Raw genomic sequence first — 26,736 nt, 5'->3', positions numbered from 1 at the left:
ATTTATCGCTGCCTTTCGAAGATGTCGTCAAATCCTTCACCAGCAATAGCTTTTCTTGCAAGATCAGGCTGCTAATTCATGAAGTGTATGTCGGTGTGATCTTATCAAAAACGGCGGATCCTACGCCACCCAAAAGGTAGCAGTCTTCCGAGGAAGCCTAAGCTCCCTCTTCAATAACTTCTTCTTCTTCCGTAGCGGCGCGATCGTACTCGGCCAGAACCGCGGATTGAATCTTCTCGCGTGTTCCCGAAGAGATCGGGTGCGCGATATCGCGGAATTCGCCGTCCGGTGTACGCTTGCTGGGCATTGCAACAAACATCCCATTATTGCCATCGATGACGCGAATGTCATGAACAACAAACTCGTTATCGATGGTAATGGATGCGATTGCTTTCATTCTCCCCTCAGAGTTAACGCGGCGGAGTCTGACATCCGTAATTTGCATGTGTGTGTTCACCACCTTTTTCCATCAGAGACTTGGTGTATAATTCCACACAGCAAAGCGAATTCCTTCTTTTTCATTCCATAAAATACCTAAAAAAGAAATATATTTTTTGGGATATGTTGTTTTCGACATACATCGAGTAGTTTTCTTAATATTCCTTACGTTTTCGACAATTTCCACGCTTTTTGAAAATGTAAGAGAATGGCTAATCAAGAGGAAAAGTAGTTGCCCGGATGCGCCGAAATTCTCCGCTCTTTGGAGTCTACTTCACTTAGTTTTACCAAAGACACGTAATCGTGCAACAGACGCTCTTCCGTCTCTACAGCGCCTGATTCCACTAAAACGCCTACCCCAGCAACCTCGGCATTAAATTCACCGAGCAGATCGACCATACCACGTACAGTCCCTCCCGCCTTCATGAAGTCATCTACGATAAGTACTCGCGATTTCTCCTTGAGTGCCCGTCTGGAGAGAGACATTGTGTGTATGCTTTTATGAGATCCTGATACGTAGTTAATACTTACTGCTGATCCCTCTGTAACCTGATGGTCACGTCGCACAAGCACTACCGGCAAGCCTAGCTGTGCTGCTGTTGCATAGGCTAGTGGAATGCCTTTCGTTTCAACGGTCATCACCACATCGATTTCCGATCCGTAAAAGGCCGTTGCGATGATCTTACCCGCCTGTTCCATCAAAGACGGCAACCCAAGTAGATCCGACATATACAAATAACCGCCAGGCAATATCCGGTCAGTCTGCTCTAGCTGCACACATAAGCGCTGCACAAAGATTAGCGCCATATCTTTAGGCATAACTGGGATATAACGAACTCCACCCGCTGCACCAGCTAAAGTCTGCAGCTCTCCGATGCCTTCACCTTCAAATACTTCTTTTATGATTGCCAAATCTTCACTGATGGAGGACTTAGCCGCTCCATAGCGATCGGCAAATATAGACAGCGGCAGTAGTTCATGCGGCCGCTCAAGTAAAAACTGAGTCATGTCTACCAAACGTTGGCTTCTTTTTAATTTCTTCACGGAATGCTCCTCGCCAAAACCGAATATTTTAGAAAAATATATCACTTTTGTACGGGTTTACACAAGAGAAGCAGACTAATTCAGTGATCTCACTGCGTAGACTTCCTTGCAGAACCCTCGCAGTCCGTTGTAAATCCTTGCTACTTTAGACTGCTTGGACACTAAACCGAATACGGTAGGTCCGCTGCCTGACATCAACACCCCATCTGCTCCGAGCTTTATCATCGCTTCCTTGAGCTGCTGAACCTCTGGATGCAGCCTTAGGGTAACATCTTCAAGCACGTTGCCTAGATGGTTGCATACGCCCCCAAAGTCTCCTGCTTCAATCGCTTGCTGCATCTTTCGAGCAGAAGGATGCACAGCTATATTATTGCTCCGAACGCGTCCATACACTTCTGCAGTCGATACATTGATCGGTGGTTTCGCCAACACAACCCAACATTGTGGCGGGTTGTTGATTGGCGTAAGCTTTTCGCCTCGTCCTGTAGCTAAGGCTGTGCCGCCTGTGACGCAGAAAGGCACATCTGAACCCAGCTCAGCGCCAAGCTCCTGTAGCTCCTGCGCAGGAATACCGAGACGCCACAGACGGTTTAGACCGCGTAGCGTAGCTGCGGCATCACTGCTGCCGCCAGCTAGGCCAGCCGCAACCGGAATTCTTTTATCCAGATGGATATGTACCCCACTCTTCACGTTATAACGGTCTTTAATAAGCCTTGCCGCCTGGAAAGCTAAATTTTTCTCGTCCAGGGGAATATAACCAGCCTGACTTGATATTATAATAGTATCCCTTGGCAGCTCAGACAGCTCTAAGCGGTCTGCTAAATCTACCATGGTCATAATCATTTCCACCTCATGAAAACCGTCAGCACGTTTGTGCAGCACATCCAGCATCAAATTAATTTTAGCTGGTGCCTTTTCATACATTTTCAAGGCGTTCACCCACCTTCAGCTTTTCCCGTAAAAACAACTTAACATATTATATGAGAAACTTCTAATGAAGTCCAATAATAAAAGGGTGTCGCCTTTTAGACGCACCCTTTTTCAGTAATATTCACTTTATAGCCTAAAATTTAAGATTTCCGCGCGGCCTGTTCAGCAAGCTGTATCGCTTTTTTCACCATGTTGCCAGCGTCTTGAGTTGTAATTCCACCCCAGCCCTCACGTTCTACGGTTTCATAAAAACCCAGCTCCTTGGCTAACTCTGTCTTCAGTTCCTCCGACATCATGCCTCGTTTTCTGCGGCTCATTACGGAATTCCTCCCTTATGAAAATAAATGATTAACCCGTTGCCCAATTAGTATGCTTGCTTAGAACACGGATCATGCACCAAATATTTGTCCCAAAAAACGCAAACAAAAAACAGCCTCCAAAGGAGACTGTTCGTGAAACATTAAGCTTTAATATACATAATCCGCATCTGCCCATCGTCTTCACAAACTGTGATTTCCACAGATTCAGTAAGTATATCGGCATAGCTATAGGAGACTCGCTTAAAAGTTTGCTGCTCCTGATCCAGTTTGACAATAAATACAGAAGGGTACGTTTCTTCCAGGACACCTGTGCGTTCAACGGTTTTACGACGACCTCCGTTTGCACGCAATGTGATCTTATGACCGACGTGAGCTTCAAGACTGCGTTTGATTTCCAACAGCGCGTTATTAGCCATTACCTGACGACCACCTCTTTTCTTGTCCATTATACAACTTTTTCAGGACAATGTCAAAGCAAATAAATAATTAATTATAGTTGATGCATATTTCGTTGTCAACGGAATTTTTTTGCGAGAAATCAGCGCCGGACTAATATCCTTGTTATCTGTAATATAGGCATCACAAAGAAAAAAAGAAAGGGTTAAGCTCAGCGCTCACCCTTTCTTTTGGATATTCTATTCAGCCCATTCAAATTACCTATATTCCTGAAACCATAGACCTATCTCTGCCGCTTAAATGGCTGATGGTGTCACTTTTAGCGCCGACAGATTCTGCAGCCGCGGCATTCCGATACGGAAGCTGCCACGGGTCTCAACACCACCAATACCCTGATTACCGCTGATGGTATTATTCAGAACATCACTAAGATTTACAGTATCCCTGATGGAAGTAAAGGATGATTTTGCTGCTACATAAACGGGATCCAGAGCATGGATCAAAATTCGACCAGGTGAACTGGCAAAATTAGCCCCAGCTCCAAGTAATGCCTCGAAATGAGATTGGCAAGCACCGGCAACAATAGTCAACGCATCAAAATTCCGCTCATACTCCCTAGCTACCCTAATAGCAGCTATAAAGTTTTGCGAATTTTTGTAGCTATTCAGACTATATAGATCGTAAGTATGCTGTTGCTTCAGTACCCCATCATGACCAGTGATCACTACAATGTCTGGGCGTACACGGGGCAACAGCCGGTATAACGTATCAGCCATTGCAGATTCATGAACATGATGCCCTTCAGCGGGAATCCGCAGTTGCTCGTATAAGCTAAGGCTCTTATTCAAATATGCCGGATCGCCATCCAGATGCAGTACTTTACCCGGCACTTCAAAATAAGGAGCTTCCTTAGACGGTGGAGCCCATGTCCCCTCTGTTAGGGTTCCCCCGCTCCGCTGACTTTGCTCCTGACGGTCCTTCCGCAGCTGTGTCAGTGATTCCTTCGCTTTGATCTGTGCTTGCTGTCCCCGTTCCGTTATTCGGGTAGGAGGCACTTGAACCAGGTCATCCAGAGGAGAATCCGCCAACAGGCGGAAATCTGTGCCTTTAATGACGGCTCTATCCTGCACGATATTATCTACACGAAATGTTAAATCACCGCCATAAGATTTGCGAACGACCAAGTCTCCTAAATTCATTACAACCACCACCTCTACCCCATCGTATGGGCAAAGGCCTCAGTTGGTTCATAACTCGCCATATTTTTATAATATAAGAATGTATAATGCTCCACCAGAATAACATCCTTATATTTCTACGAGAAACGGTTGTCGTCCTTTAAGACAACAACCGTTTCTTATTGCTTATTCAATTCCAGCGGCTAGCAAAACACCGCTTAAGCGGGCGTATTCTTCAAGACTGAGTGTTTCTCCGCGACGGGTCGGTTCAATACCCGCTTCTGCGAGTAAAGCCTCCAGCTGCTCACGTCCTTGTTCAGGGAAGTAACGAGCCTTCAGATTGTTAGCAATCGTCTTGCGGCGCTGTGTGAAAGAAGCGTGAACCACTTCAAAGAAATGCTTCTCACTCTCCACCTTTACCGGAGGATGCTCTCTAACCTTCAGACGGATAACAGCAGACTCCACATTAGGTTGAGGGATGAATACCGTACGCGGCACGATACAGACGAGCTCAGGCTCGCTGTAGTACTGCACGGCAATGCTAAGACTTCCGTATTCCTTTCCACCTGGAGATGCAGCCATACGCTCCGCAACCTCCTTCTGAATCATTACAACGATGTTATCAAGGGGAAGCTTCTCTTCAAGCAGCTTCATCAGAATCGGAGTAGTCACATAATAAGGCAGGTTAGCAACCACACTGACCTTGTTCACAGTGGTGAAATCTTCCTTGAACATTTCCTGCAAGTTCACATTGAGGACATCATCGTTACGAACCTTAACATGGGGATAAGGGGAAAGTACGTCTTTTAATATTGGAATCAGTCTACGGTCAATCTCTACGGCAGTTACAGCACCGGCTGTTAGTGCCAGACGTTCCGTCAGCGCTCCAATTCCCGGCCCGATCTCCAGCGCCCCAGAATCGCTATCTAGTCCAGCAGCGTCTACAATCTTGTCCAAAATATTTTGATCAATCAAAAAATTCTGTCCCAGGCTTTTCTTAAACTTGAATCCATAACGTTGAATAATCTCTTTGGTCCGTTTTGGAGTCGAAATTTCCTCTCTACCACTCATGAAGTAATGCCTCCCTGATCAATTTGGGCGAGAGCCCCGGCAAATTCCTCCCGCGTAATCCCAAACATCGCCAGCCGCTTGTACAGCTGTTTGCCGTTACAATATCCGATTCCAAGCAAATTACCAAGCGCCATACGTCTTTCAGCAGCCCGAGGGTGTACAAGCATTCCAGCGGCCATAAGGTCATCAATACCAATCAAAGCAGGTGCTCCTTCAAAAGAGGTATGTACATTACGCAGCGCATGACGAATCGCCTCTGGCGATGCATTCTCTACACCGATATCCCCTTTTCGAGTTGCGTCCTTCTCCGGAATAAAAGCATGCTTGCAGCCCGGCACCTTCGCTGAAACGATTTTACGAATTCGCTCCCCGGCATGGTCCGGGTCCGTAAGAATAATAACCCCTCTGCGTTCCATAGCTAGCGCAATCTTCGCAATTACAGTCCGGTTTACAGCAGAGCCGCCTGTCTCAATCGTATCTGCTTCCACAGCACGCTTAATGGCTACGGTATCGCTTTTGCCTTCAACGACGATTAATTCCTTAATCATATTTCTTGACTCCTTCCAAAAAAAGCAAAAAGAAGAGGATTCGCTCCTCTTCTTTTGGTTAAAGAATGTATAAGTGATGAGCGGTTGCTCTGCGATCAACGAAATGATCATCCAGCGTTCCTTACGGTTATCATCACTATAGCTTATCAAAGGATTTTTTGCAAAAGCTTCAGTTCTAGTTAAGCTCTGGTTTCACAGGTCCAATCACATATACGGTACGTGATTTACGGCCGAAATTACGAGCATGGCTCAGGGAATCATAATAGACATCCACTTTATTGCCTTTAATGGCACCGCCAGTATCCTCTGCACGGCGGAATCCAAGCCCATCGATATAAACCCACCAGCCAATAGGAATTACATTCGGATCTACTGCAATTGTACGACCTTCCGTTACGCGTGTTCCGGAGGCAGTTTTAGTACCTATTCCTGGCTCTTCTGACGAATAAGCTGTCATGGAGACGTTCTTAATCATCTTCTTGTACTCAAAGTCTACGCCAGCCTTGCTTGTGACGTTCTTAGTCTTAGCGCTAACTTTAGTCGTTTTGGAGGTAGTGCTTGATTTGGAAGTTGTTGTAGCTTTAGCAACTACAGTAGGCTTAGGAAGTGCTTTAGTACCAACGGCAATGATCTTATCTTTTGTTACCGTTTGTACTTCCTTGCCGATCATGCGCATAGAGGCCAGTTCTCCGTCTTGATAGATCTTTTCAATATGCTGAACCATGACGCCTGGTTTGCCTGCCTGTGCCACTCTAACTGTTCCCACAGTAAGGGAGGGATCTGCTGTCTTAATAACACGGAAAGGTAAGTTAGTTGTTCGCTGTACCGTTTGCTTGTTGATACGAACGATCTTAATCTCCATGTCAGCAGAGATGGTGGTGTCTAACGAAGGAAAAATCTTATCATAGCCTTCTAGGTTGATACCCAGTTTGTCAATCGCCTGACCGATAGTGTCTTCGGTCGTATATAACGTTTTTGTTGCTCCGTCCGCAGTAAGGCTAAATTTCTGCGCACGATTGATAACGACACGGTCACCGTCTTTTATTTCATCACTCAGACCTAAAGATAATTCATCATGCGGCTGCAGCGAAATTTGCTCTTTCTCCAACACATCACCAAGAAGTGCTTCTCGCGTTTCAAGTGTCTGTGTTTGCCCGTCTATTACTAAAACAAATTGTTTGTTACTTTGACCGTGTACGTACAGCAGAATTAACAGCGCGATTGCGATTGAAATCACACCTGCAAGTAAAAGTACGCGAGTATTTACTTGCTCCCACCGTAATGCGAAAGACCTGCTGGATGACTGCGAATCATGGGATACCTCTGGTTGGAATAAGCCCATTCTCTCCATCCTCCTTACATAGCCTCGTCGTCAATTTGTATATCATGAGGACTGAATTTCTTTGACGAAACTATTTGAGATTGTCACAGGATACGCACGTATTAACTTAGCGTCTCCTGCTCATGGATCGCCTGCTCGGCACAGCTACTCCCACACCTGTTATATAACAGTATGCGGGCAACATTCAGTTTATTCAAAAATAAAGAAGCCTAAAAAGAGTTCTCTTGAGGACTCTTTCGTGGCTTCTCCGATGTCAGAATACGCGGGAATGTTTGTGCACGAGGTTGCCTCTCTTACTTGCGCTTACGGGGTTAGCTGTCGGGTTCGGACGAAAGAGAGACGCCCTATTTCAGGTCACCCGCTCACGGCGGTTGCCCTTAAATTCACCCCAAAGACCACGTGAAGAAATCAAATATTGTTCTGCGGCAATTCCTAGTCGTATTCAAGATACAGGCATGCGGCAGTTCAATATTGGTTCCCCCGTTCTCCATACGGAGACTCAGCGAGACGATCCATGAATCAATGGCTGTCACAATAACAACAGCTCACATCACTGAAAAGATGATATCCTGTTTTGATGCATGTTGTAAAGGACGATTCAACCACGTTTAAGCAAATATATGGTTAAAATATTGTAATAATCAGCCGTTTTTATATTAAAAAAGTTTAATATATCGGCTATTCTCTATTTTTCACCCGTTTTACTCCTGTTTTCAGACAATCCCAAATCGTTCCAGTGCGTTCGCATACGTAATTTTAGCCAATTCTTCCCATGTTAACCCTTTAATTTCAGCCGCAGCCTCTGCTACTAACTTCACATGAGCACTCTCATTTCGCTTGCCACGGAAGGGGTGTGGAGTCAAATATGGAGCGTCTGTTTCGATCAATAATCGGTCCAATGGCGTCTGTGCAAGCACCTCTTTAGGCACTCTGGCATTTTTGAACGTTATCGGTCCTCCAAATGACAAATGAAATCCAAGGTCTAGACACATTTTTGCTGTTTCCCAGCTGCCTGAGAACGAATGCATCACGCCACCAATTTCATTTGCTTTTTCCTCCCGTAAAATCCGTACAACATCTTCATGAGCATCACGGTCATGTATACAGATTGGCATTTTTAGTTCACGGGCTAGTCCGATTTGTTTGCGGAAGACCTCCTGCTGCACATCCTTGGGAGAGGTATCCCAATAATAATCCAATCCAATCTCTCCGATGGCCACCACTTTTTCATGGCTGCAAAGAGAGGCGATCCAATCGAGGTCCCCCTCTTTCATATCAATCGCATCCTGTGGATGCCAGCCCACCGCTGCATAAATATAATCATAAGATTCAGCCAGCTTCATCGTTGAAGGGATCGTTTCCCGATTAAATCCAATATTGATCATCTTGCTAACTCCGGCCTCTACTGCACGAGCAATAACTTCCTCGCGATCCTCGTCGAATTGAGGCGCATCTAGATGTGTATGTGTGTCGAACAGATACATTTTAAAGCTCACTCCTTGTTGTTTTTATCAATAGTTCCATAAATATTTGTATTATTTTGCAAAAATCTCTGCTACAGAAGAGGGCAAGCGTGTAAGGGCTTTTTTCAGCTTGTCCTGTGGGAAATATAGATGATATCTGCCACGATGAATTCCGCTTATTGAGCGCACAATATCCGATACCTCTGAAATTTCCCGCAATTGCTCATTCCGATCAAGCAGTAAAATTTGATTATTGTCGAAGGCTGCTCCTGGACGGAACACATCATAAGGCAAATCTGTCGGATAATCAATCTCTAGGTCATATTCTGGGTTAAGTCCCACTCCCGCAAAACTGCTGCGGATTTCCGTAATCATATCTGTATCCAAATTCTCGATCTCTACATATTTATACAGTTTACGATGAATAAAACGGGTACACAAGTCGCTTAATAACTCATCTTCTTCAAGTGTCCATTGCATAAAAGCAGTCTGTACCAGTGCCTCATCAAGCATTAAATATTGCTTCACTGTTACTTCTCCTCGAAAGAGATCTTCCAGCGGAGCGATCATAAAGCGAAATTTGTATCCCTCTTGGAACAATTCTTTAGCTCTACGGAAGATTTGACGCAAAATAATTTCAGAGCTGCGCGTCACCGGATGAAAATATACCTGCCAGTACATTTGATAACGTGACATTAAATAATCTTCAATGGCATGCATACCTGATTCTTTTACTACAATCCGCCCATTATAAGGACGAAGCATTCTCAAAATCCGATCAATGTCGATGGTTCCATAGTTTACACCTGTATAGTACGCATCACGCAGCAAATAATCCATACGATCAGCATCCAGCGGACTGGAAACCAAATTGACAACAATTTCATGCTCATAAGTCTTAGAGATAACTGAAGCTACTTTACGAGGAAAATCTTCCTCCACATCACGCAATATTTCGGTAATCTCCGTGTCCTCCAAAATAATCCGGCAGGTCCAATCCTCATGGTTCATTTCAAAAGCTTCTTCTATAGAATGGGAAAATGGGCCATGCCCTAAATCATGCAGCAAAGCCGCACACAAAGTAAGCAAACTTTCTTCCGGAATCCAATCCTTATACCCGCTGCGCTCAAATTGCGAAATGATTCTTCGTGTAATTTCATATACTCCTAAAGAATGAGAAAATCGACTATGCTCTGCACCATGAAAAGTGAGATATGAGGTACCTAACTGGCGAATCCGGCGTAAACGCTGAAATTCTTTTGTATTAATTAGTCGCCAAATAATCGTGTCCTGTACATGAATATAATTATGAACGGGATCCTTGAAAACCTTTTCTTCCGTGAGCGGCTGCTTCATGAGATCAACTCCTTCTAATAATTTAATATGATTTTAACTAATATCAGTATATAATAAGTAATTATGTCGTACTTTGTCGAAAAGTATCATTTTTGGTCTTGGTAAATCGACAAAATGCTTTCAGGGTAATTCTTAATTTTTATAGGGACATTCAAAGTTCTTATGGAAATTTTCTTATTCAGCCTATGAAAAAAGGTTGACTGATTTGGGAATCGTTGGTATTATAAGTATCATAAAACAGTGAACAATGTCGAATAATGACGTTTTTGGAACATTGAGAGGAGTAACGATTGTTATGATGAAATCAACAGGAATTGTAAGAAAAGTAGACGAACTTGGACGGGTTGTTATTCCTATTGAATTACGCCGTACACTTGGCATTGGCGAAAAGGACGCACTGGAAATTTACGTTGATGGCGAACGGATTATGCTTAAAAAGTATGAGCCTGCCTGCATTTTCTGTGGCAACGCTGAGAACGTAACTTACTTTAAAGGAAAAATAGTTTGTCATGAATGCATTTCTTCCATCCCTACCCCTGTGACAAACTAAATTAAATAGTATATAATAGAACTAATCAAATTGTTAATTCTAACCTTTTCATATCTCCTTGACCTCCCGTGACCGCGGGAGGTATTTTTTATGTCTGGGTTTGCCCTCCCGGTTATCCCCTCCCTAAGGGCAATGTGCTTCAAGACGGAACCAGTAATACTTAGTTGTATTTCTTACAGTAATTTTAAATGATTTTTACCATTAAACGAATTAATTGTATTTTGTACACTTATATTCCCTATATCTCCGTGAAATCAATCATTTCCACCTTTATAACTGTATGAAGTACAACTAAACGAACAAATACATAAAAAAATTCAAAAATAACTGTACAAAGTACATTTAACCCACAGATAAATCATTCAAGCTCGGGCCGTTTCCAAGAATCCTTAGTTATTCTAAGAGTTCGTCTACAACACTTACTCTTCTGCTCTATCAAGCAACGCATTATAAATATCCCGTTTGGCTACACCCCGGTCTGATGCCGCTTTTTTCATAGCCTCTTTACGTGGCACATCCTGTGCTTCGTAATGAGCTACATGTTCTTCAATGCTTAACTGACGCCACCACGCCGATTCTGCGATTTCAGCATCTTCCTTGCTCTCCCCTTCTACGACAATAACATATTCGCCTAGCGGAGGATGTTCAGTAAGCCAAAGTGTACATTCCTCAATTGAACCGCGTAGAAACTCCTCATATCTTTTCGTTAATTCACGTGCCAACACAATCTGGCGATTGCCGAATGCTTCTTGAAGATGAGCAAGTGTCTTAACTACGCGATGGGGAGATTCGTAGAACAACAAAGTTCCTTGAGCCGAACGAAGTGGACTTAATACTGCTCGGATGTCCTTACGCTCTCGGGGAAGAAAGCCGATAAAAGTGAACGTATTCGTAGATAGACCAGAAGCGATCAAAGCTGACAACGCTGCGTTAGCTCCAGGGATAGGAATCACCGGAATTCCATGACTTATAGCAAGGGCTACAAGATCCGCTCCAGGGTCAGAAATCGCTGGTAAACCGGCATCGCTGACGAGTGCCAAATTTTTTCCTTCTATTATATAGCGTACAAGCTCAGGTCCACTGGCGGCCTTATTATGCTCATGATAACTAAACAACATCGAAGGTGAAATCTCAAAGTGGCTGAGTAATTTCCGGGTCTGTCTCGTATCTTCCGCGGCAATAATATCACATTCCTGTAAAGTGCGGACTGCACGATAGGTCATATCCTCCAGATTACCGATAGGTGTAGCCACCAGAAAAAGCGACCCTGTTGTCTCCTGAGTACTGGTATTGGTCTTGTTTTGAAAACTGCTTTGGCATGATATCGTCATGATTTACCCTCTTTAGCACCATAGTAGATGTCCATAATCTCTGGACAGTATTGATTGTCCTCATTATATACGATGAGCGGTGGTTGTAAACGAACCTCAGGCTTTCCATCACGTGCAGCTTCGATTAATACCATATTAGCCTCTAGATGGGCACGTGGATGCACAAACCGAATAATCTTTGGCTCGAGTCTATATTGTCTCATAAGACTGATAATATCAACCAACCGTTGTGGTTTATGAACCATACTTACCTTTCCGCCCGTCCGAACCAATCGCACACAAGCCTGAATAACCTCCTCCAGAGTACAGCCTATCTCATGACGAGCCATAGCCTGATGGTTGTTCAGCTTCAGATCACTGCCATTAAGCGGCATATAAGGAGGGTTCACCGTTATTGCATCATACACACCATGTCCTGCGGTAGTATATAACTCGCGTAAATCACCTTCATGAATTACAACCTGATCCTGAAGGCCATTGAGAGCCACACTACGACGAGCCATATCAGCTAAACGAGGTTGTATTTCAATACCTTCTATAGAAGCTTTTGTCCGGGTAGTCATTAAAATCGGTATTACACCATTTCCCGTACAAAGATCGAGGACTCTTCCACGTGGCGGAACACTGGCGAAACGAGCAAGCAATACAGCATCCATAGAAAAGCTAAATACTTCATCACTTTGAATAATGCGCAGGTCATGCGTTAGTAAATCATCCACCCGCTCCGTCGGTAACAAGGGGACAGATATATCATTAAAAGAATTCGTCATGTAATAATCTCCTAAAGGTTTTGTTGAAAAAAACTTGCTTCAAATGCATATGCCTATTGGCCAAAATTCAAAAAAAACCGTAGGATTAATCTCCTACGGCTGGATATCCTCATTTATTAAGAAAAGAAAGACAGAACAGACAGTCACCTTCCGTGCGTAAATGTCCAAAATAAACATTACAGATGTGAAAGCCTTCGTGGTAAAGTCGAGCCAAGTTGTCATAACCTTCCCCGACAACCTCTTCTGTTCCCTCTCCGGTAGCTAAAAGAGCTTCCGCCTCCGCAGAATCTACGGTAGGATCCAAAGGTGCATCCCGCTTTAAAATTTTGCGAAGCTGTTCATTCTCCAGAGTTAACCTCTGGTTAGCTTCCATCAGTTCTTTTACCGTCTGTTTCCATTCTCCAAGATTGGCGCGCATCGTTTCCATCTGCGCTTCCATATCCTGCATGTGTGCAAATATATTTTTCTTCTCCAAGTTTCCACCCCGAAAGTAACCTTATATGGTTTACTTGACGACAACATCATCCATTGGAAGTTCCTTAACTTTGCCCACTTCAAACAACTGTACATGAACCGTACGGTTTCCGGCATTGATTCCTACTACTTTGCCATCCCCCAATGAGGTCACGACAATCTTGCCGACCGCTGGCATTTCTTCCTTTACACTCTCATAATTGTCATGCTCAAATTTCAAACAACACATCAGACGTCCACAAAGTCCGGAAATCTTGGTCGGATTAAGTGAAAGGTTCTGATCCTTGGCCATTTTTATGGATACGGGTTCAAAATCCCCTAACCAAGAGGAGCAGCAAAGCACTCGTCCACAAGGTCCAAGTCCACCTAGCATCTTTGCTTCATCACGTACCCCAATTTGCCGAAGCTCAATGCGGGTCCGAAAAATACTTGCCAGATCCTTAACCAATTCTCTAAAATCAACGCGTCCTTCGGCCGTAAAGTAAAATATAATCTTATTACGGTCAAAAGTAAACTCTACATCTACGAGCTTCATTTTGAGACCGTGGTCGCGTATTTTATTTAAACAGGTGGTAAAAGCCTCCTTAGCGGCGCTTTTGTTCTCCTCAACTACGCGTGCGTCGGTTTCTCCGGCAATACGCATCACTTTTTTGAGGGGTAGTACAACATCGGACTCCTCCACCTCTTTTTTGCCTACGACAACCTTACCGTATTCCACCCCACGTGCTGTCTCAACAATAACACATTGATCTCGTTCAATCGGAAAATCAAGTGGATCAAAATAATATATTTTACCCGCTTTTTTAAAACGGACACCTACTACGCTGTACAAAAATTAACCCCCTTGTTTGCCGGTAAAAGGAACCTATGGGCATGTCCGCTCCCTGATGATCCATGCTTGTCCTTCCTCGTCTGTTAAAACGATACTTCCAGGTAAAGCGACATCCGGAGGATATATCATTGCTAATCCTTTAACTTTCCAGTCGGATTAAGAACTGCTCCAGACACAACTGGGCATTGGCATTGGAACGCAGCTTCTTAGTACTCTCTGCTGCATATCCCATATAAGCCACCCATTGTTCCGCACTGCGCCCACGGGCATGCCTGGAAATAAAGTCTAACTGATCTATAAAAACGATACTTTCATGCTTGCGGTACAGGAAGTAGAGCATATCTTTAAACCATAGATGGAACATGCTGAAAAGGATATCCAAATGTTCAGCGAGCCCAGTCTTGAACAGCTTCTGCCCGGCAGTTGCTACCGTGGAGCTGCCCTTGCTTAAGGACTCCTTAGCTAATTGTAACACTAGATTTCTCATTTCTGCAAACCAATTCTGTTCCAAAAGTTCCCTGCAACCATCAAGTCCCGAACTAAGTGATACTGCACATCGAGCTAAGGGGATCGGCACACCCTCACTTGCTAGCGCTTGAAGCATAATATCCGGATTTAACGGACTAAATGGAATCCGCTGAGTCCGTGACTGAATCGTCGGCAATAAAGAACGACTATTATCAGATATTAGGATTCCTACTGCCGGAGCTGGCGGTTCTTCCAGAAACTTCAACAAACTATTGGCAGCTTGTACCGTCATTTTGTCTGCCCCATCTATAATATAAACCTTTGGATTCACACCCTCAGATCGATAGGAAAAGACACGCTGCAGCTCACGGATCTGATCTATTTTTATGCTTGCACCGTCGGGCTGCAGCAATGACAAATCAGGATGGTTTCCATGCTCAACCTTTCGGCACTCTAGACATTCGCCACAGGCGTCATCCTTGCTTTCAGTGCAAAAAATTGCTTGGGCAAACATCAGCGCCGTCTTCATTTGTCCACTGCCTGCTGGTCCTGTAAATAAATAAGCATGGCTCACAGCGTCCTTGCGCAAGGCATTTTGGAGTAGCCGTTTAGCATGCTCCTGGCCTACTATATCATGAAAAGGCATAATTTCCTCCCAAAACTTTAAAAAGAAAGGTTGATTAACAACCCGCGAATTTCTCCAACACGTCCCAACAGATCTATTCGGCCCTGCTCACTATTCAGCAGATCGTCTGCCATAGATAGCAAAGCCGCATCAATTTCCTCAAGCAGCTTGTAACGCTTGCCCCGCCCACGTCTATCCCATCCACGTGTCTCTTTCAGTATAACGCCTCTACGAGCGGTTTCTTCCAGAAACCTTTTGATCATCATCCGGTAAATGGTGAGTTCACGAATGGTCATAGACTTAGATAAACGGTCGCCTTGTGACTGTATTTCTTTGATCTGGCGGTTTAGTTCATCTTTGGTTTTCTGTTCACCTTGCTGCTGAAAAACGTCAGAGAACGATTTCTGCTGAACAGGCTTATTAGCCCCTTCTGCATTTGGAAGCTCACTCTTTAAGGGCCTATATCCCGGATTGATCTTCAAAGGTTATCTACCGCCCCTTTTTTGTAAATGACTTGCTCATTTATATTATACTTAATAATGTTCGAAACGATCTACAGGAAGCACGAATACAGTAGCGCCACCGACCTGTACTTCAACAGGGAGCGGTAAATAGGAATCCGTCGTGCCACTCATCGGAGTTACTGGAGTGACTAGTTGTTCACGCACTTTACAGCTGTTACGGATAACGTTTAGTACAGCTTCGATCTGACTGTCTTCTACCCCAATCATAAATGTCGTATTTCCCGCCCGCAGAAATCCACCTGTACTTGCGAGTTTGGTAGCACGGAAATTGGCTTTTACTAGCTCACTGGATAACCGGTTACTGTCTTTATCCTGGATAATTGCAATGATCAACTTCATCTTCGCATTCCCTCCCAAAAAAGTTTTATGGAGTATTACTACTTAATGTGTTCTTAGTAGTAACCTCACTTCATAAGCAAACGCTTAGTTATATGCCACTTCTCTTATTATATTAGACAAAACACCCTAAAAACCCTTTAATACTCTCTCTTCAAGAGTTCTCACGATATCTTGTTCTACCAGATGAATAGGGCGGTTTGCATCAAGAACTACTATTCTCTCCGGATTCGCCTTAATTAATAAATGATATCCTTCACGAACCTTCTGATGAAAGGCAAGACTCTCCATATCCAGACGATTGACTTCGCGATCTTGATTGGCCGCAATCCGTGATAATCCAATCTCAGGTTCTACATCCAGATAAAAGGTTAGATCGGGCATGCGATTTCCAATAGCAAAGCGGTTAATACTCCACACCTCTTCCATACCTAATCCTCTTGCATGTCCTTGATAAACGAGACTACTGTCTACAAAGCGGTCACAGAGGACTGTAAGCCCTTCTCTAAGAGCCGGCTCTACTACTTCAGCGAGATGTTGGCTTCTTGATGCAGCGTACAGCAATGCCTCTGTACGTGCATCCATTGCAGTATGGGCAGGATCCAGAATAATAGAGCGAATTTTTTCGGCGATTTCAATGCCTCCAGGTTCACGTGTAATTCGATAGGGCATGGACCGATTCTGCAAATATGCTGCTACTCTGCCCAGTACCGTTGTTTTTCCGGAGCCTTCGCCCCCTTCTAATGTTATGAAGAAACCTTCTTTGCCCACTTATACTTCTCCGCCCTTCTGAATGTTGTATACCTTAATACGCTGCAAGACCGGATCAGCACAAGCCTGGAACTTCGCGCCTCCATAAGCTAAACCAGTCAGTCTTTGCTGTATCTGATCTGTGATGACCTCACCCGGATATAATAATGGAATGCCTGGTGGATAGGGAATTACCATCTCTGCAGCTACTCTCCCCACGCTGTGTTCAAGATTAATACTTTCTACCTCATTGGCTGTCACCGGCTTCAAAGAGAAGGGAACGGGTGCTGAGATTTGTAAAACATTCAAATTGTTCCACGTGGAAATATTTCGAGATTCTGAAATGGCAGCGGTGTGCGGTGATTCGGATGTATCCTCCGACTCTATTTCCCGCAGCGCCTGCAATAACCTTGCTGCATCTTCAGCCTTCGAACCGAGGCTGAACAGCAGCACTACGTGCCGGTCGTCACTCATCTCCGGCACACAGCCCTTAGCTTCGAGCCTGCGCTGCAGCTCGAAACCGCCTAGGACCCCGGTGGCGTCATAAATGACGACTTTGAAGGGGTCCTGCATCTCGTACGCCGCCTTATGCAGCGGCGTACCGTCGTGCAGCGGCTCTGCCGGCTGCACCAATCCATAGCGCGGCAGCTCGGCAAGGCCGCGCCGCAGGACATCCACGGCGGCCAGCCCCGCCGTGAAAGCATCGCTGCCCCGGCTGTGCAGCAGCCGCCGGGCAAGATCAAGCGACGCCATCATAGGATATGATGGGCTGGAGCTCTGCACCATGGCGAGCCGCTGCGAGAGCAGGGCGCGGTCGAGCCGCTGCCCTTGAACATGCAGCATAGCGCCCATGGTCATTGCTGTGAGCATCTTATGCGTGGACTGCACTACGCCATCCGCGCCACAAGCAAGCGCCCCGGCAGGTAGTGCCGGGTGCTGCCCGTAATGCGCCCCATGCGCTTCATCGACAAGCAGCGGTACTCCGCTGTCGTGGCAGATACGCGCGAGGGGCGCGAGGTCACTGCCCATGCCGTAGTAATTGGGCATGGTGACAAATACAGCGGCGGCTTCAGGATAGGCTGCAAGTGCAGCCTCAACAGCTTCTGCCGCCGGCGCTACTGCCAAGCCGCTGAGTGGATCAATCAGCGGCTCGACGAAAACAGCCCGCACTCCAGCTAACATAAGACCATGAATCACTGATTTATGCACATTTCGTTGAAGGATCAGAATCATTCCAGGCTCGGGGCAAGCCGTTAGAATCAGCGCTAGGTTGCCCGCCGTACTTCCGCCAACTAGAAAAAAGCTCTCCTCTGCTCCAAAGCAATCAGCAGCCAACTCCTGTGCTTCCTTAATGACTCCCTCAGGATGATGAAGATCATCCGTGCCGGTAATCTCCGTAACATCGTACTTCATAACCTCATCTAGATACCCAGCGCCTTCTACGCCGTCATATGCTGCTCCATTTTTATGTCCCGGCACATGATAAGATATATTACCCACAATTCTATATTGCTCCAGCATTTCGTATACAGGCGCCCTACATCGTTGTAATTTATTCATATTAAATTCCTTCCCATAGGGTTCCTTCTATTTTAACGTAAATATTCAAAAACTCCTATGTTTCCTCATAAAAGCATCTGACTGAACAGCAAAACGGCTCCCCCCGCTTAAACAACGAGGAAGCCGTATATGAATATCTCTAATGCAGCCCTTATATCTTTCATCCAGACCGCTCTCTTATCCGCATCAATTAACAGAGTTACTCTACTTAAGCGTTCTTTTGCAATCCGATCTTTTTCATCTGGCCAATAAAAAAACGGTACTTAGCATCTTCTGCCTCGGTACGGATCATTTCTGCCTCACAGTCCTCACAAATAAAATGCGAGACAATCACAATACCTTCTTCTTTTTCCTGTCCACAAATGATACAAGCTTGCCCGGTTTGCTGTTCCATAACCATCCCACCTTGACTCTTTTAAGAACAGTATGATACACCTTCTATCATTTTAAACCTTTTCATAGTTTTTTCATATCCTTCGTTTCGTGTATTATATATATTCCGCTGCCCCCATATCGGTGAATATTCGCCCATAGTTTAATAAAATGCTTTCATTCGCCGATATTAAGAACATATGAATCTGTGAGGAGGTTAGTCTATTTTATATGGAATCCAACACCAAAGGCGCTGCTACATTCTATCAATATAAATTAATCAAAAAAATTAATCTAACGGCACCTCTGCTGCGTGTTTATATTTTGCTCCCTCTTTTGGTCCTTGTGCTCGAGACAGTCTTTCTTTCTTGGTGGAGTATTCTCTACTTAATTATAGCTGCTCCGGTTATGTTCTGGGTTCAATATGTTATTTCACGCTCAGTACTTCTAATCTCCGGGCATCCTATTTCAAAAAGATGGTCCATCTCATTTAAAATCCCGTGGCTTGGCTTCATGCCAGATCAACACATTAGTTACCGCATTTTCCGTAAAGTACAGTTACATAATTTTTATATTGGTCTTTGTATTGCAGCTCTCTTTATTTTTTGGTCACCACCGGCATTTACAGTATCCCTGATTATTTGCCACTTGTGGCTTTTACTACCCCGTCTCTATACACTGTTCAAAATAAATCAACGCAACAAGGAAGGCATGCTGAAGTTTAATCCAACCGATGCCTCCTATTACTCTCAATAGAGTACGGTTAACCTGTATTCGCATATAAATAAATCGCCATCCATAAAGGACGGCGATTATTTATTTTGTCTTAAGACCTTTAATTAAGGCCTTCTTTTCTTTAGGAATCATAACTATAAAATAATCATCATGTACTGTTAAATGAACCGTTACTCCATCCTTCTGAAAAACACCAGATGAATCGGCATTCCCCTCTTCCTGTTCAACCCATCCCCAGGCCTTAATAGTATCCATATACTCCTCTGGGATACCATTCTTCTCCTTTAATCCAGGTAAAGAATAACGTACATAATCCATAGCAACGTTTGTCGTAGTCTGGTCTGGTGAGTACGCCTCTTGGGGTACAGGGAAATTCTTCTCGTTTAGCGCACCCTCAAAAGCATCCCAGCTGGGCGCTTTCGTACCGCAGCCTGCCAGTATTAAAGCTACTATACACGAAAAAATTAATATCTTAATAATTCTTGTTTGTTTCATGCCTTAAATCCTCCTTACCTCCACAATGCATCTAAAGACACAAGAAAATTCAAAGTTAGAATTTATGAGTAGTTCCTTCGTATTAGAGATGTTGCTTATTATTTGCACTTATCTATTATACTTGTATCGACCTCAGCGTCGGTAACAAAAATGTCACTCAATTACAGCCCCTTCAGATGTTGTACTCCCCTTCAAATATCACTCTTGTCCAAAAAAAACAAAAAAGCCACTGCTGATAAATCAACAATGGCTTAATGTGCTTGGCAACGTCCTACTCTCCCAGGACCCTTCGGTCCAAGTACCATCGGCGCTGGAGGGCTTAACGGTCGTGTTCGGGATGGGTACGCGTGGAACCCCTCCGCTATCGCCACCAAACATGCGTCTGTGAAACAGACGCTGCCGCGTGAAATTCAGTTCATCACCAGAAGTGACAATGAATTTCTAAGCGTATTTCAGGCTTGATGCCTGAAAACTGAATCCGAAACGAATCTGCATTCTAAGTATAGGATAAGCCCTCGACCGATTAGTATTGGTCAGCTCCATGCATTGCTGCACTTCCACCTCCAACCTATCTACCTCGTCGTCTTCAAGGGGTCTTACTAATTGGGAAATCTCATCTTGAGGGGGGCTTCACGCTTAGATGCTTTCAGCGCTTATCCCGTCCGTACGTAGCTACCCAGCCATGCTCCTGGCGGAACAACTGGTGCACCAGCGGTACGTCCATCCCGGTCCTCTCGTACTAAGGACAGCTCCTCTCAAATTTCCTGCGCCCACGACAGATAGGGACCGAACTGTCTCACGACGTTCTGAACCCAGCTCGCGTACCGCTTTAATGGGCGAACAGCCCAACCCTTGGGACCTACTTCAGCCCCAGGATGCGATGAGCCGACATCGAGGTGCCAAACCTCCCCGTCGATGTGGACTCTTGGGGGAGATAAGCCTGTTATCCCCAGGGTAGCTTTTATCCGTTGAGCGATGGCCCTTCCATGCGGTACCACCGGATCACTAAGTCCGACTTTCGTCCCTGCTCGACTTGTAGGTCTCGCAGTCAAGCTCCCTTATGCCTTTGCACTCTGCGAATGATTTCCAACCATTCTGAGGGAACCTTGGAACGCCTCCGTTACTCTTTAGGAGGCGACCGCCCCAGTCAAACTGCCCGCCTGACACGGTCCCCGTACCCGGTAAGGGTACTAGGTTAGAACCTAGATACGATCAGGGTGGTATCCCAACGGCGCCTCCACCGAAGCTTGCGCTCCGATTTCTACGGCTCCCACCTATCCTGTACAGATCGTACCCAAATTCAATATCAAGCTGCAGTAAAGCTCCATGGGGTCTTTCCGTCTTGTCGCGGGTAACCTGCATCTTCACAGGTATTAAAATTTCACCGGATCTCTCGTTGAGACAGCGCCCAAGTCGTTACGCCATTCGTGCGGGTCAGAATTTACCTGACAAGGAATTTCGCTACCTTAGGACCGTTATAGTTACGGCCGCCGTTTACTGGGGCTTCGGTTCATAGCTTCGGGTTACCCCTAACCACTCCCCTTAACCTTCCAGCACCGGGCAGGCGTCAGCCCGTATACTTCGCCTTGCGGCTTCGCACAGACCTGTGTTTTTGCTAAACAGTCGCTTGGGCCTTTTCACTGCGGCCCCCTCGTGCTATTCACACTACCGGGGCACCCCTTCTCCCGAAGTTACGGGGTCATTTTGCCGAGTTCCTTAACGAGAGTTCTTCCGCGCGCCTTAGAATTCTCTTCTCGCCTACCTGTGTCGGTTTGCGGTACGGGCACCTTCTCCTGGCTAGAGGCTTTTCTTGGCAGTGTGAGATCATGACCTTCGCTACTATAATTTTCGCTCCCCATCACAGCCCAGCCTTAATGATGTGCGGATTTGCCTACACATCAGCCTCACTGCTTAGACGGACATCCATCAGTCCGCGTCACTACCCTCCTGCGTCACCCCATCGCTCATAGCGGATTACGGTGGTACAGTAATTTCAAACTGTTGTCCTTCGACTACGCCTTTCGGCCTCGCCTTAGGTCCCGACTTACCCTGAGCGGACGAGCCTTCCTCAGGAAACCTTGGGCTTTCGGCGGATCAGATTCTCACTGATCTTTTCGTTACTCATACCGGCATTCTCACTTGTGTAGTGTCCAGCGCTCTTTTCAGTACACCTTCAACCCCTACACAACGCTCCCCTACCCCAGATACATACGTATCTAGCCATAGCTTCGGTGGTGTGTTTAGCCCCGTTACATTTTCGGCGCAGAGTCACTCGACCAGTGAGCTATTACGCACTCTTTCAATGGTGGCTGCTTCTAAGCCAACATCCTGGTTGTCTGTGCAACTCCACATCCTTTCCCACTTAACACACACTTGGGGACCTTAGCTGATGGTCTGGGCTGTTTCCCTTTTGACAATGGATCTTAGCACTCACTGTCTGACTCCCGGCAATAAGTATATGGCATTCGGAGTTTGACTGAGCTTGGTAATCCTTGCGGACCCCGCACCCAATCAGTGCTCTACCTCCACTACTCTTATACCGAGGCTAGCCCTAAAGCTATTTCGGGGAGAACCAGCTATCTCCGAGTTCGATTGGAATTTCTCCGCTACCCCCACCTCATCCCCGCACTTTTCAACGTACGTGGGTTCGGGCCTCCAGTGCGTGTTACCGCACCTTCACCCTGGACAGGGGTAGATCACACGGTTTCGGGTCTACGTCCACATACTAAATCGCCCTATTCAGACTCGCTTTCGCTGCGGCTCCACCTTCTCGGCTTAACCTTGCATGTTAAACGTAACTCGCCGGTTCATTCTACAAAAGGCACGCCATCACCCATTAATAGGGCTCTGACTTTTTGTAAGCACACGGTTTCAGGTTCTATTTCACTCCCCTTCCGGGGTGCTTTTCACCTTTCCCTCACGGTACTGTTTCACTATCGGTCGCCAGGTAGTATTTAGCCTTAGCAGATGGTCCTGCTGGATTCATACGGGGTTTCACGTGCCCCGCACTACTCGGGATCCGTCTCGGAGAGAACACAGTTTAGGTTACAGGGCTTTTACCTCTATCGCGGGCCTTTCCAGACCTCTTCACCTACCATATTCCTTTGTAACTCCATGTGAGACGTCCCACAACCCCAAGAGGCAAGCCCCTTGGTTTAGGCTGTTCCGCGTTCGCTCGCCGCTACTGACGGAATCACTATTGTTTTCTCTTCCTCAGGGTACTTAGATGTTTCAGTTCCCCTGGTCTGCCTCTACACACCCTATGTATTCAGGTATGAGTAACTGCGAATTACCACAGCTGGGTTTCCCCATTCGGACACCCCCGGATCAAAGCTTGCTTACAGCTCCCCGAGGCAGTTTCGTTGTTCGCCACGTCCTTCGTCGGCTCCTGGCGCCTAGGCATCCTCCGTGTGCTCTTATTAGCTTAACCTTGATTTTTCCGCAGGAAAATATCATACGATGACATTCTCTTTTGGAATCATCTCACTAATAACATTTACTTGTTTACACAAGTTGCTAAAAGATGTTCTAAAACGCAAATTCGTTTCGGTATCCAGTTTTCAAGGATCAAGTCTTACTGAGAGCTTAAACTCTCAAAACTGAGCAACGAGTGAGTAACAGGCCTAAACCTGAGTTTTGGAAGCTGAGCTTCCGATTTGAATGTTCTCATTGCAGAGAACGATTCTCCATAGAAAGGAGGTGATCCAGCCGCACCTTCCGATACGGCTACCTTGTTACGACTTCACCCCAATCATCTACCCCACCTTCGGCGGCTGGCTCCCTTGCGGGTTACCCCACCGACTTCGGGTGTTGTAAACTCTCGTGGTGTGACGGGCGGTGTGTACAAGACCCGGGAACGTATTCACCGCGGCATGCTGATCCGCGATTACTAGCAATTCCGACTTCATGCAGGCGAGTTGCAGCCTGCAATCCGAACTGAGACCGGCTTTGATGGGATTGGCTCCACCTCGCGGCTTCGCTTCCCGTTGTACCGGCCATTGTAGTACGTGTGTAGCCCAGGTCATAAGGGGCATGATGATTTGACGTCATCCCCACCTTCCTCCGGTTTGTCACCGGCAGTCACTCTAGAGTGCCCAGCATTACCTGCTGGCAACTAAAGTTAAGGGTTGCGCTCGTTGCGGGACTTAACCCAACATCTCACGACACGAGCTGACGACAACCATGCACCACCTGTCTCCTCTGTCCCGAAGGCCGCTGCTATCTCTAGCAGATTCAGAGGGATGTCAAGACCTGGTAAGGTTCTTCGCGTTGCTTCGAATTAAACCACATACTCCACTGCTTGTGCGGGTCCCCGTCAATTCCTTTGAGTTTCAGTCTTGCGACCGTACTCCCCAGGCGGAGTGCTTACTGTGTTAACTTCGGCACCAAGGGTATCGAAACCCCTAACACCTAGCACTCATCGTTTACGGCGTGGACTACCAGGGTATCTAATCCTGTTTGCTCCCCACGCTTTCGCGCCTCAGCGTCAGTTACAGCCCAGAAAGTCGCCTTCGCCACTGGTGTTCCTCCACATATCTACGCATTTCACCGCTACACGTGGAATTCCACTTTCCTCTTCTGTACTCAAGCCACCCAGTTTCCAGTGCGACCTCAGGTTGAGCCCAAGGTTTAAACACCAGACTTAAATAGCCGCCTGCGCGCGCTTTACGCCCAATAATTCCGGACAACGCTTGCCCCCTACGTATTACCGCGGCTGCTGGCACGTAGTTAGCCGGGGCTTTCTTCTCAGGTACCGTCACTCCGATAGCAGTTACTCTACCGGACGTTCTTCCCTGGCAACAGAGCTTTACGATCCGAAAACCTTCATCACTCACGCGGCGTTGCTCCGTCAGGCTTTCGCCCATTGCGGAAGATTCCCTACTGCTGCCTCCCGTAGGAGTCTGGGCCGTGTCTCAGTCCCAGTGTGGCCGTTCACCCTCTCAGGTCGGCTACGCATCGTCGCCTTGGTGGGCCGTTACCCCACCAACTAGCTAATGCGCCGCAGGCCCATCCCTCAGTGACAGATTGCTCCGTCTTTCATTCTTCTCTCAGGAGAAAAAAGAAATTATCCGGTATTAGCTACCGTTTCCGGTAGTTATCCCAGTCTGAAGGGCAGGTTGCCTACGTGTTACTCACCCGTCCGCCGCTAAGTTATTTTGAAAGCAAGCTTTCAAAATAACTCCGCTCGACTTGCATGTATTAGGCACGCCGCCAGCGTTCGTCCTGAGCCAGGATCAAACTCTCCAATTAGTATTGAAAAGAGCGATATGCTCATTTTGAAACATCTGACGAGAAAATTAATTCTCTAATTTTGGATATCACTTACGTGATTTCCTACTCACTCGTTGTTCAGTTTTCAAAGATCAAGTTCTCGTTGGCGCCGTTTAATGTCTCAGCAGCAACTCTTATACTATATCATGTTCGGCTATTTAATGTCAAGCTCTTTTTTCAATTTCTTTTTCGAGCTCGGCATGTGTATTTCTTGGCCGGACTTAGAATATATCATGTATGGAGAAGCATTGCAAGAGTTTTTTTATATAAAATCAAAAGCATAAAACATCATCTATGTATTATCGTATTATACTAACTACCTCCACTTATCATCTAATTATCTAGAAAGTAAAAAACAACTGCAGAAGATAACAGTTGTTTTTTTAGAAGAAGCTTAGACGATTCTAGATTAATTCCGCTTCCTTCGCTCCAGTAATTACGGCAACGATATTGTTTCGAAGGGCATCTGCATCGTGCGCTTCGTATGGATCCACTTTGAAAACAACAGCATCTGCAATAAAGCCTTCTGCAATTTGCCCCAGCTCGTTACCGCTCCCCAGAATATCAGCAGCACTTTTAGTCGCAGCCTGCCACGCTTCTCTCCGAGTTAAGCCATAATCAATCAATGTATCCAGTTCTTGAAGGTTATAGCCATGTAGTGCAGGTGTGGCATAATCTGTACCGAATCCAATACGAACGCCTTCTCTTTTTGCATAATGAATGGCCTTGGAATGACATTCGGCAGCGCGGGCAGCTCGGTCGCAAATGATCGGGTTTAACGCTAGAACGCCTTTTGGGTCTGCAGCAATACGATAAATTGATGTGGTGGGCACAAACGCTACCCCCGAGTTAGCAAGTCTTCCTGCCTGATCCTCAGTTAAAAACATCCCATGCTCTATTGATTCCACGCCGGCCTGGATGGACCAGTCTATCGTCACTCCACCCCAGGTATGAACCAGTACCTTCTTATCATGGGCATGTGCATTACGAACAATGAACGCGAACTCTTCTTCGGAAAAGATCGGGTCAACGACTTTCTCGGTAGGTGCTCCAAGCCCGCCTGTGGCCATGATTTTTATCCAACCCGCTCCTGTAGCAAAGATTTCCGCCATTCGTTGTTCTAAATGCTTGAGACCACGGGCATCTGCTGCTCCAATCATATCGCTACTGGTCTGCACTCTTAATGGATGCTGATATTGCTGAACAAGATGCTGCACTGTGCTCGGCAGAATCCCACCTGCATCACGGGCAGTCGTTACACCCGTCCTAAGAGTAGCTTCAAAAGCTTGTGCCTGCATAATTTCGATTTGGTTGGCATCGCGCTTCAATTGATCAGAGTGGTCAAAATCTGTCCAAGCTAAATGCGTATGAAGATCAATAATACCCGGACTTAGCCACAGATCTGTTCCTGCAAGATTTGACTCCACTTGATGCGGCTCCGCTTCAGTAATGGATGAAAAACGACCATCCTTTATCACGACATCAAAACGTCTGCCTTCGATACCTGCTATAAAAATATCATTGAACGTTTGCAGCTCTGGATGCTTAAGGATCATC

General features: G+C 45.9%; 25 protein-coding genes, 3 rRNA genes and 1 riboswitch. Of the genes, 2 read left to right on the top strand and 26 right to left on the bottom strand.

Annotated elements, in window-relative coordinates; translation table 11 throughout:
- Nucleotides 1-157 precede the first annotated feature (157 nt).
- From spoVG to NYE35_RS00180, 11 genes are all read right to left on the bottom strand, one after another.
- Nucleotides 158-445 (bottom strand): septation regulator SpoVG, encoded by a 288-nt coding sequence (gene spoVG, locus NYE35_RS00230; protein WP_020425826.1) that lies wholly within the window; start codon nt 443-445, stop codon nt 158-160.
- Between the two features lie 209 nt (nt 446-654).
- On the bottom strand, nt 655-1,482 hold the full coding sequence (purR, locus tag NYE35_RS00225) for a pur operon repressor (protein WP_341119874.1): 828 nt from the start codon (nt 1,480-1,482) through the stop codon (nt 655-657).
- A 75-nt stretch (nt 1,483-1,557) separates the two neighbouring features.
- Nucleotides 1,558-2,412 (bottom strand): 4-(cytidine 5'-diphospho)-2-C-methyl-D-erythritol kinase, encoded by an 855-nt coding sequence (gene ispE, locus NYE35_RS00220; protein ID WP_036678809.1) that lies wholly within the window; start codon nt 2,410-2,412, stop codon nt 1,558-1,560.
- 140 nt (nt 2,413-2,552) lie between these two features.
- Nucleotides 2,553-2,729: a small, acid-soluble spore protein, alpha/beta type gene (locus NYE35_RS00215; RefSeq protein ID WP_036678812.1), complete on the bottom strand. Its 177-nt coding sequence runs from the start codon at nt 2,727-2,729 to the stop codon at nt 2,553-2,555.
- 143 nt (nt 2,730-2,872) lie between these two features.
- Nucleotides 2,873-3,148 (bottom strand): biofilm formation stimulator Veg, encoded by a 276-nt coding sequence (gene veg / locus NYE35_RS00210; protein WP_019914493.1) that lies wholly within the window; start codon nt 3,146-3,148, stop codon nt 2,873-2,875.
- A 276-nt stretch (nt 3,149-3,424) separates the two neighbouring features.
- Nucleotides 3,425-4,327: a sporulation peptidase YabG gene (gene yabG, locus NYE35_RS00205; RefSeq protein WP_036678813.1), complete on the bottom strand. Its 903-nt coding sequence runs from the start codon at nt 4,325-4,327 to the stop codon at nt 3,425-3,427.
- 165 nt (nt 4,328-4,492) lie between these two features.
- Nucleotides 4,493-5,377, bottom strand: a complete 885-nt coding sequence (rsmA, locus tag NYE35_RS00200; RefSeq protein WP_036678815.1) for a 16S rRNA (adenine(1518)-N(6)/adenine(1519)-N(6))-dimethyltransferase RsmA — start codon at nt 5,375-5,377, stop codon at nt 4,493-4,495.
- Nucleotides 5,374-5,925 (bottom strand): ribonuclease M5, encoded by a 552-nt coding sequence (gene rnmV / locus NYE35_RS00195; RefSeq protein WP_036678817.1) that lies wholly within the window; start codon nt 5,923-5,925, stop codon nt 5,374-5,376. The genes rsmA and rnmV overlap by 4 nt, the downstream gene beginning before the upstream one ends.
- Before the next feature lie 175 nt (nt 5,926-6,100).
- The gene (locus NYE35_RS00190; protein WP_036678820.1) at nt 6,101-7,267 is read right to left on the bottom strand and encodes a 3D domain-containing protein; all 1,167 of its coding nucleotides are present in this window, start codon (nt 7,265-7,267) and stop codon (nt 6,101-6,103) included.
- 285 nt (nt 7,268-7,552) lie between these two features.
- Nucleotides 7,553-7,782: riboswitch (cyclic di-AMP (ydaO/yuaA leader) on the bottom strand.
- A 198-nt stretch (nt 7,783-7,980) separates the two neighbouring features.
- Nucleotides 7,981-8,751, bottom strand: a complete 771-nt coding sequence (locus NYE35_RS00185) for a TatD family hydrolase (protein ID WP_036678823.1) — start codon at nt 8,749-8,751, stop codon at nt 7,981-7,983.
- A 51-nt stretch (nt 8,752-8,802) separates the two neighbouring features.
- Nucleotides 8,803-10,086: an HD domain-containing protein gene (locus tag NYE35_RS00180; protein ID WP_038568006.1), complete on the bottom strand. Its 1,284-nt coding sequence runs from the start codon at nt 10,084-10,086 to the stop codon at nt 8,803-8,805.
- Between the two features lie 295 nt (nt 10,087-10,381).
- Between NYE35_RS00180 and NYE35_RS00175 the strand changes: the two genes are divergently transcribed.
- The gene (locus tag NYE35_RS00175; protein ID WP_036678829.1) at nt 10,382-10,636 is read left to right on the top strand and encodes an AbrB/MazE/SpoVT family DNA-binding domain-containing protein; all 255 of its coding nucleotides are present in this window, start codon (nt 10,382-10,384) and stop codon (nt 10,634-10,636) included.
- Nucleotides 10,637-11,055: 419 nt separating this feature from the next.
- Here NYE35_RS00175 and rsmI read toward each other — a convergent pair whose 3' ends face one another.
- The 10 genes from rsmI to NYE35_RS00125 all read right to left on the bottom strand — a co-directional run bounded on the left by rsmI (nt 11,056) and on the right by NYE35_RS00125 (nt 18,700).
- Entirely contained in the window at nt 11,056-11,967 is a 912-nt protein-coding gene (gene rsmI / locus NYE35_RS00170) for a 16S rRNA (cytidine(1402)-2'-O)-methyltransferase (RefSeq protein ID WP_076147596.1), read from the bottom strand.
- Entirely contained in the window at nt 11,964-12,737 is a 774-nt protein-coding gene (locus tag NYE35_RS00165) for a tRNA1(Val) (adenine(37)-N6)-methyltransferase (protein WP_036678833.1), read from the bottom strand. Before NYE35_RS00165 ends, rsmI begins: the two co-directional genes overlap by 4 nt.
- Nucleotides 12,738-12,846: 109 nt before the next feature.
- A complete protein-coding gene (gene yabA, locus NYE35_RS00160) occupies nt 12,847-13,212 on the bottom strand; it encodes a DNA replication initiation control protein YabA (RefSeq protein WP_036678835.1) in 366 nt (121 codons plus the stop codon).
- A 30-nt stretch (nt 13,213-13,242) separates the two neighbouring features.
- On the bottom strand, nt 13,243-14,043 hold the full coding sequence (locus tag NYE35_RS00155; protein ID WP_036678838.1) for a PSP1 domain-containing protein: 801 nt from the start codon (nt 14,041-14,043) through the stop codon (nt 13,243-13,245).
- A 139-nt stretch (nt 14,044-14,182) separates the two neighbouring features.
- Complete coding sequence (gene holB, locus NYE35_RS00150) at nt 14,183-15,157, bottom strand: DNA polymerase III subunit delta' (RefSeq protein WP_076099912.1); 975 nt, start codon at nt 15,155-15,157, stop codon at nt 14,183-14,185.
- Between the two features lie 17 nt (nt 15,158-15,174).
- The gene (locus NYE35_RS00145; RefSeq protein WP_036678842.1) at nt 15,175-15,618 is read right to left on the bottom strand and encodes a YaaR family protein; all 444 of its coding nucleotides are present in this window, start codon (nt 15,616-15,618) and stop codon (nt 15,175-15,177) included.
- A 51-nt stretch (nt 15,619-15,669) separates the two neighbouring features.
- Complete coding sequence (locus NYE35_RS00140) at nt 15,670-15,999, bottom strand: cyclic-di-AMP receptor (protein WP_036678844.1); 330 nt, start codon at nt 15,997-15,999, stop codon at nt 15,670-15,672.
- A gap of 126 nt (nt 16,000-16,125) precedes the next feature.
- Nucleotides 16,126-16,767 carry a dTMP kinase gene (gene tmk / locus NYE35_RS00135; RefSeq protein WP_076099910.1) on the bottom strand — a complete coding sequence of 214 codons (642 nt, stop codon included), beginning with the start codon at nt 16,765-16,767 and terminating at the stop codon, nt 16,126-16,128.
- Nucleotides 16,768-18,306 (bottom strand): aminotransferase class I/II-fold pyridoxal phosphate-dependent enzyme, encoded by a 1,539-nt coding sequence (locus tag NYE35_RS00130; protein ID WP_339824248.1) that lies wholly within the window; start codon nt 18,304-18,306, stop codon nt 16,768-16,770.
- 208 nt (nt 18,307-18,514) lie between these two features.
- Nucleotides 18,515-18,700 (bottom strand): sigma factor G inhibitor Gin, encoded by a 186-nt coding sequence (locus NYE35_RS00125; RefSeq protein ID WP_036678851.1) that lies wholly within the window; start codon nt 18,698-18,700, stop codon nt 18,515-18,517.
- 209 nt (nt 18,701-18,909) lie between these two features.
- Between NYE35_RS00125 and NYE35_RS00120 the strand changes: the two genes are divergently transcribed.
- Nucleotides 18,910-19,434 carry a hypothetical protein gene (locus NYE35_RS00120; RefSeq protein ID WP_076105826.1) on the top strand — a complete coding sequence of 175 codons (525 nt, stop codon included), beginning with the start codon at nt 18,910-18,912 and terminating at the stop codon, nt 19,432-19,434.
- A 60-nt stretch (nt 19,435-19,494) separates the two neighbouring features.
- Here the strand turns inward: NYE35_RS00120 and NYE35_RS00115 are convergent, their stop codons facing one another.
- The 5 genes from NYE35_RS00115 to NYE35_RS00095 all read right to left on the bottom strand — a co-directional run bounded on the left by NYE35_RS00115 (nt 19,495) and on the right by NYE35_RS00095 (nt 26,735).
- Nucleotides 19,495-19,908, bottom strand: a complete 414-nt coding sequence (locus tag NYE35_RS00115; protein WP_076225109.1) for a hypothetical protein — start codon at nt 19,906-19,908, stop codon at nt 19,495-19,497.
- A gap of 258 nt (nt 19,909-20,166) precedes the next feature.
- Nucleotides 20,167-20,283 (bottom strand): 5S ribosomal RNA (rrf, locus tag NYE35_RS00110).
- A 128-nt stretch (nt 20,284-20,411) separates the two neighbouring features.
- Nucleotides 20,412-23,338 (bottom strand): 23S ribosomal RNA (locus NYE35_RS00105).
- 262 nt (nt 23,339-23,600) lie between these two features.
- Nucleotides 23,601-25,158: ribosomal RNA gene (locus NYE35_RS00100) — 16S ribosomal RNA — on the bottom strand.
- The 16S, 23S and 5S rRNA genes sit together here, the layout of an rRNA operon.
- Before the next feature lie 425 nt (nt 25,159-25,583).
- The gene (locus NYE35_RS00095) at nt 25,584-26,735 is read right to left on the bottom strand and encodes an amidohydrolase family protein (protein ID WP_094903847.1); all 1,152 of its coding nucleotides are present in this window, start codon (nt 26,733-26,735) and stop codon (nt 25,584-25,586) included.
- Nucleotide 26,736 lies beyond the last annotated feature (1 nt).

This window comes from Paenibacillus sp. FSL L8-0494 (genome assembly GCF_038003695.1).
GTDB classification, from domain to species: Bacteria; Bacillota; Bacilli; order Paenibacillales; family Paenibacillaceae; genus Paenibacillus_AQ; species Paenibacillus_AQ odorifer.
The sequence above is the reverse complement of the archived record's forward strand: the minus strand, read 5'-3'. Positions and strand labels throughout refer to the sequence as shown.

What these genes read in the sequence shown, in the direction of transcription:
- NYE35_RS00140 (WP_036678844.1), bottom strand. Translation starts at nt 15,999, where the DNA reads ATGAAGTTGATCATTGCAATTATCCAGGATAAAGACAGTAACCGGTTA.
- NYE35_RS00115 (WP_076225109.1), bottom strand. Translation starts at nt 19,908, where the DNA reads ATGAAACAAACAAGAATTATTAAGATATTAATTTTTTCGTGTATAGTA.
- NYE35_RS00120 (WP_076105826.1), top strand. Translation starts at nt 18,910, where the DNA reads ATGGAATCCAACACCAAAGGCGCTGCTACATTCTATCAATATAAATTA.
- NYE35_RS00190 (WP_036678820.1), bottom strand. Translation starts at nt 7,267, where the DNA reads ATGGGCTTATTCCAACCAGAGGTATCCCATGATTCGCAGTCATCCAGC.
- rsmI (WP_076147596.1), bottom strand. Translation starts at nt 11,967, where the DNA reads ATGACGATATCATGCCAAAGCAGTTTTCAAAACAAGACCAATACCAGT.
- spoVG (WP_020425826.1), bottom strand. Translation starts at nt 445, where the DNA reads ATGCAAATTACGGATGTCAGACTCCGCCGCGTTAACTCTGAGGGGAGA.
- NYE35_RS00175 (WP_036678829.1), top strand. Translation starts at nt 10,382, where the DNA reads ATGATGAAATCAACAGGAATTGTAAGAAAAGTAGACGAACTTGGACGG.
- NYE35_RS00165 (WP_036678833.1), bottom strand. Translation starts at nt 12,737, where the DNA reads ATGACGAATTCTTTTAATGATATATCTGTCCCCTTGTTACCGACGGAG.
- veg (WP_019914493.1), bottom strand. Translation starts at nt 3,148, where the DNA reads ATGGCTAATAACGCGCTGTTGGAAATCAAACGCAGTCTTGAAGCTCAC.
- NYE35_RS00125 (WP_036678851.1), bottom strand. Translation starts at nt 18,700, where the DNA reads ATGGAACAGCAAACCGGGCAAGCTTGTATCATTTGTGGACAGGAAAAA.
- NYE35_RS00180 (WP_038568006.1), bottom strand. Translation starts at nt 10,086, where the DNA reads ATGAAGCAGCCGCTCACGGAAGAAAAGGTTTTCAAGGATCCCGTTCAT.
- holB (WP_076099912.1), bottom strand. Translation starts at nt 15,157, where the DNA reads ATGCCTTTTCATGATATAGTAGGCCAGGAGCATGCTAAACGGCTACTC.
- rsmA (WP_036678815.1), bottom strand. Translation starts at nt 5,377, where the DNA reads ATGAGTGGTAGAGAGGAAATTTCGACTCCAAAACGGACCAAAGAGATT.
- NYE35_RS00215 (WP_036678812.1), bottom strand. Translation starts at nt 2,729, where the DNA reads ATGAGCCGCAGAAAACGAGGCATGATGTCGGAGGAACTGAAGACAGAG.
- rnmV (WP_036678817.1), bottom strand. Translation starts at nt 5,925, where the DNA reads ATGATTAAGGAATTAATCGTCGTTGAAGGCAAAAGCGATACCGTAGCC.
- NYE35_RS00185 (WP_036678823.1), bottom strand. Translation starts at nt 8,751, where the DNA reads ATGTATCTGTTCGACACACATACACATCTAGATGCGCCTCAATTCGAC.
- yabG (WP_036678813.1), bottom strand. Translation starts at nt 4,327, where the DNA reads ATGAATTTAGGAGACTTGGTCGTTCGCAAATCTTATGGCGGTGATTTA.
- NYE35_RS00095 (WP_094903847.1), bottom strand. Translation starts at nt 26,735, where the DNA reads ATGATCCTTAAGCATCCAGAGCTGCAAACGTTCAATGATATTTTTATA.
- NYE35_RS00130 (WP_339824248.1), bottom strand. Translation starts at nt 18,306, where the DNA reads ATGAATAAATTACAACGATGTAGGGCGCCTGTATACGAAATGCTGGAG.